This window comes from Alteribacillus sp. HJP-4 (genome assembly GCF_042139015.1).
Classification (GTDB): Bacteria; Bacillota; Bacilli; order Bacillales; family Marinococcaceae; genus JBHIKY01.
Map to the genome: position 1 here is coordinate 75,339 of NZ_JBHIKY010000005.1, position 12,078 is coordinate 87,416.

A 12,078-nucleotide genomic window follows, 5' to 3' on the forward strand; every position below is an offset into this window, starting at 1 on the left:
AGATGGCAGATAAAACCGCCGTGCAGCCGAAAACGAACTTAAAAGGCAGAGATATGCTGACGCTGCTTGACTTCACAAGCGAAGAAGTCTCCAGCCTGCTCGCACATGCTGAACAATTGAAGTCGGAACAGATAAACGGGACCGCCCATCCGTTGCTTGCCGGAAAATCACTTGGAATGATCTTTGAAAATGCCTCTACGCGTACTAGAGTTTCCTTCGAAGTAGGAATGACGCAGCTTGGAGGACATGCCCTGTTTTTAAGTCCGAGAGATATGCAGATAGGACGCGGGGAACCCATCATGGACACTGCAAAAGTGCTCGCGCGCTATCTCGATGCTATCATGATCAGGACCAATTCCCATGAAAAAGTAGAGGAACTTGCCGCGCACTCTGATGTTCCCGTCATTAACGCCCTGACTGATTTATATCACCCGTGCCAGGCGCTCGCTGATTTATTAACAATTAAGGAGCATAAGGGGAAATTAGAAGGATTAAAGGCAGTATATATCGGGGACGGCAATAATGTGGCTCATTCCTTTTTAATCGCTTGTGCCAAAGCGGGCATAGATACAGCTATTGCTGTGCCTACTGGCTATGAACCAGACAAAAAAGTGTGGGAAGAGGTCGAAAAGACGGCTAAGGAAAATAACACAAAGGCGGAGCTGACAGATAATCCTCAGCAGGCAGTAAGTGGTGCAGATGTTATTTATACTGATGTCTGGACGAGCATGGGATTTGAAGAAGAAAAAGAAAAACGATTACAGGCTTTTGAAGGCTTTCAGATAAATAAAGAGCTGTGTAAAGATGCAAATGCTGATTTTCTATTTCTCCACTGCCTGCCGGCTCACCGCGGCGAAGAAGTTTCCTCCGAAATAATTGACGGGGTTCATTCGGCTGTGTATGACCAGGCAGAAAACCGGCTTCATGTTCAAAAAGCAATACTTGCCGCAGTGATACATTAATAATCGAGCTGGGGCTGTATCATAAATGATACTCGCCCCTTTTGCATGGTAAAAAAAGCAGGGGACAAGTCCTTCGCTTTCCGTGGGCAGCGCTTCAGCTAACCGGGCGAAACCCGCGCCCGGCGGATCTTCAGCCGCTGCTCTTCCCACTGGAGTCTTCGCGGTGGATTGGTAGCTTTAAAAAAAGACTGGGGCTGTAGCATAAGCCCTTTTTATAGAAAAAGTAGTATCGGCTTATGACGTTAATATAGTGCCTCATCGATAAGGTGGTGGCCGTCCGCTACAATATCAATATCACTGGTAGTATATTCTGACTTGGTATACAGTTCCACTGATAATCCACCGACAACAATTGGTGTAATCCCAAGGGATTCCAAATATTCGGTTAAGTGGGAGCAAAAGTAGGTCATTTTCTGTAATTTTTGGAGTCCCTTGAGTGATTCCATCTCCTGTTTCAATACATCAATCGAACTCATAATACAACTCCCTCTCTCCCAGACGCTTGATTTTTCCTTCTTCTACCGCCCGGTTCCATTTTTGGATACAAATCAAGTCGAGAGCTTCTACCTCCCCTTTGCTTCTTATTTTGTTATTTTTTCTTCTGGACGATATCGCTGAAAATTCTCTTTTTAATTGATAATTTACTTCGTTTGACCTACTATTAATTGTTTCATTGATGGTGTTAATGTTGATTTCTTTCATGAGAACTCTCCTCTCTGCTGAGCATCGTATGAAAGATCATCAGGCCACGTTGTTTTCCTCATTATAACACGGACTCCTGGTCACTATTCTTTTTCATTCCTTTCGTTTTCGACAAAATTCAGATGAAAAGTTGCATAATTTCACCGATAAGCTAAAATAAACAAGAACGTGCTTTTCTTTAGGAAATAGGAGAGAATAATATTTGCGCTTCGATTTTAATATTCAGCGTCAACTAGCACGGGGCTGCTCCAGTTCATGTTGAAAGTCAAAATGGCAACTATTATTAGGATGTGTAGTATGTCGGTAAAGGAAATATATATTGGAACATTCATTTTCTGTGCTGTGCTGCTCCTGGTCTTCGGTATGCTTCACTACTTTACTGAGCTGGGGGATGGGGGAGCGGTAATTATTTCTATTATTTCTGCACTCGCTGCAGAGCTTCTTTATAGAAGAAAGAAATCGAGAAATTGAGCTTTACTTGAAAAAGGGCCAAGCTGGGGAGTGAGCGCCCTTTTTAGAGAACACGGGGGAGATTACTTATGAAGAGACTGGTATTCAGTTTTTTCCTATTTTCTATTTTAGTAATTATGTCAGGCTGCGGGGAAGCAGCCAAGGTGTCTTCGACGGAAAAAAAGGCAGCCTTGCTGCTTGAATCCACCTTTGATGATCAAGGCTGGAACAAAAAAGGGTATGACAGTCTTCTTCATTTGAAATCAGATCTAAACATGGAAGTTACGTATGAAGAAAATATAAATACCCCTGCAGCAGCGGCTGAAATTATTCAAAAACTTGACGAGAGAAATTTCGGGCTTATTATTGGGCACGGTCAAATTTTCGCAGAATATTTCTCTGCAATAAGAGACAGCTATCCACAGATTCAATTTGTTGCGATGAATGGAGAGGGAGCTGGTGACAATGTCACGACTCTACAATTCGACGGCTATGCCATGGGATATTTTGCAGGCAGGCTTGCAGGGCAGATGAGTGAAACTCAAACGATTGGTGTTATTGGAGCAAAGAAGTGGCAGCCTGAAGTTGAAGGTTACATTGAGGGAGCAGCCACTACTTCTACTGATCTAAATATAAAAAATGAAATAGTAAATGGCTGGGATGACAAAGAAGGAGCTTTTGAAGCACTCGACAGCATGTTGGAAGCTGATGCTGATATCGTATATCCTGCCGGTGATGGTTTTCACGTGGAGGTAATAAAGAAACTTAAGGAAAAAGATCGATATGCGATCGGCTATGTAGGAGAGCAATCAGACCTTGGAGAGTCGACGGTGCTTACGAGCACAATTCAGCATGTGGATAAGCTGTACCGTATTGCAGCGGACGAATTTCTGGCTGGTACACTTGACAGCGGCACTCACACGTACGATTTTGCGGAGGATGCTATCTCCTTGGGTAATTTCAGTCCAGCAGTGCCTGATGAGCTGCAGGAACAGTTAACAGAGGAAATTGAAGAATATAAGACAACCGGGAAACTTCCCGGCCAGTAAACAAAAATGAGGTGAACCGCCATAATGAATCAAGAGCTGAATATGAAATTTATGAGTATTGCAATGAAGCATCTCCAGGAAGGAAAATCATTTTTGACTGATAAAGGCATTGAACTTGATGTCCACGACCTGCAGCCCGCACTTGAAATGCTGATGAGTGTAATGGGAGAGGCCTACGATTTAGGTTATGAAGACGGCAAAAATGAAGAATAATGGCACACCTTCTATTTGAAGGTTCATATAATATGAGAACCTTGAAAAGAAAGGCGGCCAAATATGTATCCTACTCATTGGTTCAGACGGGACAAACACGGTCGATACTTCCCCGTTCTGCCATTTTTAGCCGGCATCGCAGTCAGTCCGTTTTTGTTTGGCGGTTACGGCTGCGGCGGTTATGACTGCCAAAACTATGGTCCAGATTATGGGCCGGATTATGGACCTCATTATGGTCCGAGCTACGGGCCAAATTTTGGCCCGAACTATGGGCCTCAATATGGCCCCCATGGAATGCCAGGCTACTATCCTCCTCATGGAGGCGGCCCGTATTCCCATGATGGGAACTTTGGAGAATATGAATAAACCACTAAATAACCTGGTTCCGCCGGGTTATTTTTTTCGACTCCAAATATTAAACGGCAGACGCAGGTGCTGGAAGTGATATTAGGCGTTAAGTATCTGGACATTGTAAAGTAATTGACTTAGAATTAAAACCAGGTCATAACATGAAGTATCAAACAAAAAGTATCGTGTGCATTCACCGGTACTGAGGAGGATAAATGAAATGCGCAATGCAGGAATTTGGGGAATTGGCAGCTTTGCAGAAGGTCGTGAAATCACTAATAAAGAATTTGAAAAAACACTCGATACAAGCGATGAATGGATCAGGTCACGCACGGGTATTGAAAGAAGAGTGTTTGCCCACGATGATGTAAACACATCTGATATGGCCTATCATGCCGCAGTCGAAGCTCTACAGACAGCTGAGGTAAATGCGGAGGAATTAGATTTAATTCTAGTGGCGACCGTTACTCCGGATTATCCGTTCCCATCCGTTTCCGCTCTGCTGCAGGAACGTCTCGGAGCACCAAAAGCAGCAGCGATGGACGTCAGCGCTGCCTGCGCTGGGTTTATTTACGGGATGGCGACAGCAGATCAGTTTATTAAAACTGGCACTTACGATAAAGTGCTTGTGATCGGGGTGGAAAAGCTTTCGAAGATAACGGATATGACCGACCGCAATACTGCTGTATTATTCGGTGACGGGGCAGGTGCCGTCGTTATGGGACCTGTCGAGGAAGACAAAGGCCTGCTCGCCTTTGATCTTGGATCTGACGGCTCAGGGGCTATGCACATCCGTCAGGACCCGCAGCTAATTATGAACGGCCGCGAAGTATTTAAGTTCGCCGTGCGCCAGATGGGGGAGTCTTCGCTGAAAGTAGTAGAAAAAGCGGGTTTAACGAAGGACGATGTAGATTTTCTTGTCCCTCACCAGGCAAATATCCGAATCATGGAAGCGGCAAGGCAGCGATTAGAGCTGCCGGTAGAAAAAATGGCGGTAACAGTCCATAAATATGGGAACACCTCATCTTCTTCTATTCCCATTGCCCTGGTAGAAGAATTAAAAAATGGTAAAATTAAAGATGGAGATCTTGTCGTTATGGTAGGCTTTGGTTCCGGACTTGTATGGGGAGCCGCTGCGGTCAGATGGGGACGATAAGTAATTAAGAATTAAAGGAGAGGACAATATGAGCAGCAACCACCGTGTAGTAGTCACAGGATTAGGGACAGTAAACCCTCTCGGCTTAAATGTGGAAGACTCTTGGAAAAATGTTATCAACGGTGTCTCCGGAATAGGAGAGCTGACCAGGGTAAATAAGGAAGACTTTCCAATGAAGGTCGCAGCAGAAGTGAATGAATTCGATCCAAGTAATTTTTTTGAGAAAAAAGATGCACGCAAGATGGACCGCTTTACTCAGTTTGCGGTAGCGTCATCACTGATGGCTCTAGAAGATGCGGATTATAAAATTACAGAAGACAATTCATCCAGGATCGGAGTCTGGATTGGCTCCGGCATCGGCGGCATGGAAACTTATGAAGAGCAGTTCAACAACTTTCAAAAAAAAGGCTATAAACGGGTCAGCCCATTCTTTGTTCCGATGATGATTCCGGATATGGCTTCCGGCCAGGTTTCCATTGTTACCGGAGCAAAGGGCATTAATTCCTGTACGGTCACAGCCTGTGCGAGTGGTACCAATTCTATTGGAGATGCGTTTAAAGTCATTCAACGCGGCGACGCTGATGCGATGATTACAGGAGGAGCCGAAGCTCCAATCACAAATATGGCTGTTGCAGGATTTTGCACAGCAAAAGCAATAACCACTACAAATGAACCGATCGGGGCATCTCGTCCATTTGATAAAAACCGCTCCGGCTTTGTGATGGGAGAAGGAGCAGGCATCCTGATACTTGAATCGCTGGAGTCTGCCCAAAACCGCGGTGCTCACATTTACGCTGAGATTGTTGGATATGGTGCCACAGGAGACGCTTATCATCTGACGGCGCCGGCACCGGAAGGAGAAGGAGGTGCCAGGGCGATGAAGCAGGCATTGGATGATGCTGATCTGTCAGCTGAAGATATCCAATATATGAATGCTCACGGAACAAGCACGCCGTATAATGACAAGTTTGAGACGATGGCATTAAAAACAATTTTCAGTGATCATGCATATAAGCTTGCTGTCAGCTCCACAAAATCTATGACTGGCCATCTGCTTGGCGCAGCTGGGGCAATCGAAGCAATGTTTACCATAAAGACAATTGAAGAGGGCGTTATTCCACCGACAATTAATTACGAAGATGCGGATCCTGACTGTGATCTGGATTATGTACCGAATGAACACCGTAAAGCAGAAATACATGCAGCATTATCGAACTCTCTTGGATTTGGGGGCCATAACGCTACGCTCGCTTTTAAAAAATATGAACAATAATCATGGCACTCCTCCCCCAGGGAGTGTTCTTTCTGCCTAGGAGGTGTTGATTTCATCCCTGCAGGCGGCCGCTTTCCGCGGGGCTTGTCTTCAACTAATTCAGCCTCAGCAAAGCTTCGCCAGAATGGATTTTCAGACTTCGCTGATCCCGCGACGCACAGGAGGTGTTAGTGTCGATGTTGGCCACAGGACGTGGCCGGTTTTAATCGACCCGGAGTCGCCGCCTTCCGTTCTTCAATCGAAGAATAAACACCATAAGGATGACTTTGAATTTTTTCGTATTGAAATTAATACAAGTCAAAGATGGCTGTACGAAGAGGCTTGAGCCGTGCCCTCGGAAAGCGAAGCGTTTTGACGGAGCATATTATGAAAACTCATAATTAACAAACAATCCAGACAGATTCAATAGAATCGTCTGGATTTTGCAATAAATAATTTACTTTTGTCCCAGCCACTTCTTTTTAATATCCTTCTTCTTCACCTTTTTCCTCTGAAGCAGACTGATTATCAATATACGTTTCATCATACAGGAACGAATGAAGTACTTCCCGGTTTTTCATCATATCTATCTCTAATACAGCTCCTGAATGGCTGTAAGATTCATTGGAGTAGGTGCCGTCTTCAGGAACACGGAGTGTTTCAACAGTCTCAACATTGTTCAGTAAAACATCCCTGCCGAGTCCGAGCATTTTACCTGTGTTGAGGTCTGTTTCAAGATTAGGCCGGATCGTGCCGATGAGCTGCGGAACCTTGCTGAGCGTCGCAAATGATAGAATTTCCTCCTGTACAGCTTCAAGCATCTCCTGCTGTCTCGCGACACGTCCGAAATCATTATTTTGATCACTGCGGAACCGCACGTATTTTAACGCGTCTTTTCCGTCAAGTTTCTGTGTACCGGGAGCAAGGTCAATGCTTACTTCCCCCGAATTATCCTGATAATACATTCTTTCCTCAATATCAACTTCAATGCCATCCGGCGCAACTGTGTCAACCACCTCCACAAACCCATCAAAGTTCACGGTGGCATGATGATCTATGGTGATATCAAAATTCTGTTCGATCGTTTCTTTTAATAGGTCAATCCCTCCTAACGAATAAGAGGAGTTAATCTTGTTGTTTTGGTGGCCTGGAATTTCTACATAGGAGTCTCTCATTATAGAAGCCAGCTGAACACTACCGTTGTCAGGTTCATAATTTGCGATCATTATTGTATCGGTTCTGGCTGAACCGCCTTCCTTTTTATCATCCTCTCCGACTAACAGAAAAGTGATGTTATCGTCATCGATTTTGTCGCCTGCTGCATTATTTTTATCCGAACCAGCTCCGGCACTCGAATTATTGATATCTATGTCTTGCTCTGATTCTTGATTTTGTTCAGCGGATTGTCTGCCATCAACAATATAAGTAATTGATACAACAGTAATCAGAATAACCATGAACAATGTAAGTAGACGCCACTTTTTTCTGGCGGTCCGCTTGGCGGTGCGTGTTTTTCTTGTATTACTCACGGCTGATCCTCCCTTTTTACACTCAAAAACGATTATAACAGAATCAGCCACAATTCGTTACCAAAATTTAAAGAATTTTTGACAAAATTTTCACTGGGTCAGATTGTTATTTTTAATCCATTGCAAGGCTACTTCTTTTGTGTCGAAATCACCGTCAAGAAATTTTTGTTCGATCGTAAACAAGTATTTCTTAAACGCGGGCCCAGGTGTAAAGCCGGCAGACTGCAGGTCTTTACCAGTGATAAATCCGCTTACTTCTTTTTGCCGGCTGCGATAAATCTTCATAATTTCAGCTTTCTTCTCATTTTTTTCAAAACCATATCTTAATATCATTTCCCCAAGAAATAACGCACGCTCAGAAGTATAAGAAGCAGCGCTGTGCAGATTCCCCGGCGATTTAAAGTCGCTGTCAGCTGTTTCCATAAACAGCTTTAAAAGATCCTTAACCAATTTATTTTGTTCCTTTGTTACCGTTATATTTTTTAAAAGAGGGAGGGCTTCTTTTTCGTAACAGTACAGACATAATAAGATAAAAAACCAGTGGTCGTTCTTCTCGAAGGCAGGAGCGTTTTCGGATGTGAAGGCGGCCCTCATGGCACCAAGCATTGCTGATGTTGTCAAATTCCATTCAGCCCCGGGGATAAAGGCTCCCAGTATGTCTAGTTCATCGAGACGCTGGATGCTTTTTTCCGGCCCAGTTTCCTCAAACAGCATTTTAAATTCTGCGACAATTCTTGACTGGGACAGGGAAGCAATGGAAGCTGCAGACTGACGTATATAAGTTTCTGTATCCCGGTCAAATTTAAAAGAAAATCTATCTTCAAATCTTAAACCCCGCAGGATTCTGGTCGGATCCTCAACAAAGCTTAAATTGTGAAGAACCCGCAATTTCTTGTTCTGCAGGTCTTCTGCTCCATGAAAATAATCGATTAACTGCCCAAAAGTGTCCGGCTGTAATGAAATTGCCATCGCATTAATAGTAAAATCCCGCCGAAATAAATCCTCACGGATGTTTGAATGCAGAACAGTCGGAAGAGCGGCAGGACGCTTATAATACTCAGTACGCGAGCTTGTAATATCAAGTTTAGCTCCAGTCTGAGTATGCACAGTCGCAGTTCCGAAAGTTTTGTGGCTGCGGATTTCTCCATGGGAGGCTTTGGCAAAGGCTTCAGCAAAACCAATTCCGTCGCCTTCTACAACAATATCGATATCTTCACTGCTGTGGCCCAGCAGAAGGTCTCGGACAATGCCCCCTATTAAATAAATATTTGTATGCTGCTCAGCCGCGATACGGCCAGCCTGCTTCAAGATGGTAAGTATATTGTCATCAAGCAGCTTTCTCATTTTCTCTTCCATCTGCTCATCATTAGCAGCTGGAAAAGAGAGCTTATGCATGTGATAAATCATGTCCGTACGCGAAACGATTCCGATTATATGGCCGAATTCAACAACGGGAAGCCTGCCGATATTATATTGAATCATCAGCTCCTGCATGTCTTCGAAAGTGGCGTTCTGCTGGATCGTTACCGGATGTCTGCTCATGTAGCCTTTTACCGGAGCATGCCCCAGACCGTGTCTTGTTGCTTTGTCTACATCTCTTCTGGAGATGATGCCTGTTAATTCATTTCGCTCATTTACTACTGGAAAGCCATTATGGCCATAGTAAAGCATTTTCTCTTTCGCTTCTTCAATTTTTGTGTCCTCAAGCACTGTCTTTACGGGAGATGACATAAGAGTTTTCGCTTCGACGGCAGGAAGAAGGGTCGATAAACATAACTCTTTTATCTTTTCTTTTACGTCTGATAAGGCCATGTCTTTAGCAGTGGCAGAGGCAGCACGTGGATGACCGCCGCCTTGAAAGTATTCAATGATCGGAATCAGAGAGACCCGTTCTGATTCTGAACGGCCGACGATAAATATTTTTCCGGCTATTTCGGTTAGTGTAAACACTGCATCTGCACCAGTAGTATCCAGCACTCTGTCAGTTATTACATTAAGGCTGCCAATATGGTCATCTGATTTTAGTGAAGCCAGCACAAAGCGGATGCCGTTTTTCAGGATTGTCTCAGAGGCAGCAAGCAATTCTTGAAACGCCTGCTGCTGTATGTTTGTCAGCGAATCACTCGCAAATTGGTTAACGAGCTCAAGCTTCATGTCGTTTTCCATTAAGAAAACACCCATCTTTAAGTCGCGGATCGATGTCGAGGCATGGGTAAAAGAACCAGTATCCGTATATAAACCAAGTGCATAGAGAGTTGCTTCAAATGGTGAAATCGTTATAGAGCGGGCTTGAATTTCTTCTAATAATATCGTGACAGCTGCACCTGTTTTCTCTAAATGATACGTAATGTGATGATGTCTTTCTGATTCCGGCAGTTGATGATGATCGTATACAGTAATAGCAGCAGAAGCTGGGATTTTGCCTGCCCCGGCGGTACGTTCAAGAGAGAAAGTGTCGGTAAGGATAACGTGTTCAACCTCATCCCAACCCAACGATTTTGGTGAAACAAAAGAAAAGCTATCTCTGTATAAAGCAAGAAATTCCTTTACGGAGCGGCTCTGATTATCATCAAGAACAATGTGTGCTTCAGGGCGGAGCCGCCCGGCAGCCACCATGGAAGCAAGCGCATCAAAATCTGTATGCTCATGAGTCAAAATAATTTCCATGCAGGCATTCCTTTCATTTCTCGTTTTTTATATTCATTAAATACTGGTGAAACTCTTTTAAGGAGAGCGTCAATATCGCTTCTACCGTATTTTGTTCAGTCGGCACGCCAGTTTCATCAAAATAAGTCATAATATCCTCGAGCTGATCTTTCTGTTCTTTATAAAGAAGCAGCCCTGGTGCATAGGTTTCGTTGCCGAGGTGCTGCGTCAGTGTGTTAATTTCTATTATAAGCTCGTGATAGCGGTCAAGCTTTTCCTCTAATTTTTGTAATTGTTTTTCTCGTTGTGTCGACATTTAATCCGCTCCTGCATAAAGTATAGAAAACATCATTTCATTCATGTCGAACGATTTGTCTCTTGATCGAGGGAAAAAAGAAAGGATTATTCTCTCTCTTTCCCGAAATCTTATCTATTATTATAAAAGTTCAGATGACCCAATTCAAAGGGGCGGACTAATAATGATGGCCAGACTGTGTGTGATAGCAATCGGATTTGGACTGGCGGCCGGGGGCGGCATGTCTTTAATAGCATATTTAAATTATATCCCTGCCGGCTGGTCAGCAGCTGATTATTTATTATTTATCGTGAAACGTCCAGAATCCGCAGTACTGCTGATTGGAATTGTATTTGTAAGCGCAGCAATATATTGGCCTGAATATTACAATCATAAGGAAGAATAAAATGTCAGCTCTCTGACTATACTGTGGATATTAATGGATAGCAAGGAGGGTTTACCCATGGCCCGGATCCGTGATGTATGGATTAACTGGTTTGAAGGAGAAGAAAACGGGTACAATGTTTGTCCGTTTCATGAATGGAGCGGAGAAGACCGAATCGAGGTACTGGATTACGCGGAGGTCATACGCGTAACGGAGCGACTGTTTGACTACATTGAAAACAGGCTCGAGGATTTACCGGAAGAATTACTGAAGGCAGTGTTTCAACGGAGCACGCTGAGAAAAAATATGGCCAGAATTACTCTTGATTATTGTTTTATTATGTATGATGGAAAACGAGTCATGGCAGTTGACACGATCGGTTACAAAACGCCGATACGGAAAAGCAGACTGACCCCGAAACATGAAAGACTCGCAGCAGAACTTGCAGACGATGAACAGGAAGAAGTATTTGATCTCCATGAGCCGGTGCCTCCGAAAGAATATCACATATTATCACCGCACCCGAAATATATGACCGGTCTCACGAGAAAAGAACGACAGTTAAAACAGCTGCTTTTCATGGCGCTCGATCAACTGTATACTTCAGGAGTTACGGCGGAGCTTCGCTATTGGTTTACTGAATGGAATCCCGGAGATTATGAATCCATTCAATTTGTCGAGCATCCCGACCTTTGGCAGCGGCTGTATTCCGAATTAAAGGAAGGCTGGTCGGACAGTCACTATGATCTGTGCAAGAAGATGGTAAAAGGACAGCCGTTTTTTGAAAAGATCTGGAGCATGCATCACGGGGAAGAAGTGAAATAAGCGGCCGGTATTCAGAAAGCATCAGCACCCTGCTTGTGGATTTGAACGTGCTGAAGCTGAACATGGGAGGCGTAACTATATAGTATTTCGTTTTCCATCAGCGGCCGCTTTCGCTTTTCTATTTACTTTCCCATCATAGTCTCCTATAATGTAAAGGAATACATAAGGACAAGCAGGAGGGGAAAAGATGGACGGCTTTGTATATTTGGTGATGCAGATCCTCACGGTGATACTGTTGGTTGGAACCATTGGAATTTCCGTGATTG

At 43.9% G+C, this 12,078-nt stretch carries 15 protein-coding genes; 10 read left to right on the forward strand and 5 right to left on the reverse strand.

The window, feature by feature from the left end; translation table 11 throughout:
- The first annotated feature begins 2 nt into the window (after positions 1–2).
- On the forward strand, positions 3–962 hold the full coding sequence (gene argF / locus ACE4RR_RS06035; protein WP_375534505.1) for an ornithine carbamoyltransferase: 960 nt from the start codon (positions 3–5) through the stop codon (positions 960–962).
- A 242-nt stretch (positions 963–1,204) separates the two neighbouring features.
- Here argF and ACE4RR_RS06040 read toward each other — a convergent pair whose 3' ends face one another.
- Together ACE4RR_RS06040 and ACE4RR_RS06045 are read right to left on the reverse strand one after the other, a co-directional pair.
- The gene (locus ACE4RR_RS06040) at positions 1,205–1,438 is read right to left on the reverse strand and encodes a nucleotidyltransferase (RefSeq protein ID WP_375534506.1); all 234 of its coding nucleotides are present in this window, start codon (positions 1,436–1,438) and stop codon (positions 1,205–1,207) included.
- Positions 1,425–1,664, reverse strand: a complete 240-nt coding sequence (locus ACE4RR_RS06045; protein WP_375534507.1) for a hypothetical protein — start codon at positions 1,662–1,664, stop codon at positions 1,425–1,427. The genes ACE4RR_RS06040 and ACE4RR_RS06045 overlap by 14 nt, the downstream gene beginning before the upstream one ends.
- A gap of 297 nt (positions 1,665–1,961) precedes the next feature.
- On the opposite strand from ACE4RR_RS06045, the gene ACE4RR_RS06050 reads away from it, so the two are divergent.
- From ACE4RR_RS06050 to ACE4RR_RS06080, 7 genes are all read left to right on the forward strand, one after another.
- The gene (locus ACE4RR_RS06050; RefSeq protein WP_375534508.1) at positions 1,962–2,135 is read left to right on the forward strand and encodes a hypothetical protein; all 174 of its coding nucleotides are present in this window, start codon (positions 1,962–1,964) and stop codon (positions 2,133–2,135) included.
- Positions 2,136–2,203: 68 nt separating this feature from the next.
- Positions 2,204–3,163, forward strand: a complete 960-nt coding sequence (locus ACE4RR_RS06055; protein ID WP_375534509.1) for a BMP family ABC transporter substrate-binding protein — start codon at positions 2,204–2,206, stop codon at positions 3,161–3,163.
- Between the two features lie 24 nt (positions 3,164–3,187).
- On the forward strand, positions 3,188–3,376 hold the full coding sequence (locus tag ACE4RR_RS06060; protein ID WP_375534510.1) for a ComZ family protein: 189 nt from the start codon (positions 3,188–3,190) through the stop codon (positions 3,374–3,376).
- A gap of 63 nt (positions 3,377–3,439) precedes the next feature.
- Positions 3,440–3,742 (forward strand): penicillin-binding protein, encoded by a 303-nt coding sequence (locus tag ACE4RR_RS06065; RefSeq protein WP_375534511.1) that lies wholly within the window; start codon positions 3,440–3,442, stop codon positions 3,740–3,742.
- 202 nt (positions 3,743–3,944) lie between these two features.
- Positions 3,945–4,880, forward strand: a complete 936-nt coding sequence (locus ACE4RR_RS06070; RefSeq protein ID WP_375534512.1) for a beta-ketoacyl-ACP synthase III — start codon at positions 3,945–3,947, stop codon at positions 4,878–4,880.
- Between the two features lie 28 nt (positions 4,881–4,908).
- Positions 4,909–6,153 (forward strand): beta-ketoacyl-ACP synthase II, encoded by a 1,245-nt coding sequence (fabF, locus tag ACE4RR_RS06075; protein ID WP_375534513.1) that lies wholly within the window; start codon positions 4,909–4,911, stop codon positions 6,151–6,153.
- 46 nt (positions 6,154–6,199) lie between these two features.
- Positions 6,200–6,478, forward strand: coding sequence for a hypothetical protein (locus ACE4RR_RS06080; RefSeq protein WP_375534514.1), 279 nt, complete (start codon positions 6,200–6,202; stop codon positions 6,476–6,478).
- 136 nt (positions 6,479–6,614) lie between these two features.
- Here ACE4RR_RS06080 and ACE4RR_RS06085 read toward each other — a convergent pair whose 3' ends face one another.
- The 3 genes from ACE4RR_RS06085 to ACE4RR_RS06095 all read right to left on the reverse strand — a co-directional run bounded on the left by ACE4RR_RS06085 (position 6,615) and on the right by ACE4RR_RS06095 (position 10,623).
- The gene (locus ACE4RR_RS06085) at positions 6,615–7,661 is read right to left on the reverse strand and encodes an LCP family protein (RefSeq protein ID WP_375534515.1); all 1,047 of its coding nucleotides are present in this window, start codon (positions 7,659–7,661) and stop codon (positions 6,615–6,617) included.
- Between the two features lie 90 nt (positions 7,662–7,751).
- A complete protein-coding gene (locus ACE4RR_RS06090; RefSeq protein WP_375534516.1) occupies positions 7,752–10,328 on the reverse strand; it encodes a CBS domain-containing protein in 2,577 nt (858 codons plus the stop codon).
- A 13-nt stretch (positions 10,329–10,341) separates the two neighbouring features.
- Positions 10,342–10,623: a hypothetical protein gene (locus ACE4RR_RS06095; RefSeq protein ID WP_375534517.1), complete on the reverse strand. Its 282-nt coding sequence runs from the start codon at positions 10,621–10,623 to the stop codon at positions 10,342–10,344.
- A gap of 163 nt (positions 10,624–10,786) precedes the next feature.
- Here ACE4RR_RS06095 and ACE4RR_RS06100 point away from each other — a divergent pair, with 163 nt between their 5' ends.
- Positions 10,787–11,008 (forward strand): YuzI family membrane protein, encoded by a 222-nt coding sequence (locus ACE4RR_RS06100; protein WP_375534518.1) that lies wholly within the window; start codon positions 10,787–10,789, stop codon positions 11,006–11,008.
- A 57-nt stretch (positions 11,009–11,065) separates the two neighbouring features.
- Positions 11,066–11,812, forward strand: a complete 747-nt coding sequence (locus ACE4RR_RS06105) for a DUF3603 family protein (RefSeq protein WP_375534519.1) — start codon at positions 11,066–11,068, stop codon at positions 11,810–11,812.
- Positions 11,813–12,078 lie beyond the last annotated feature (266 nt).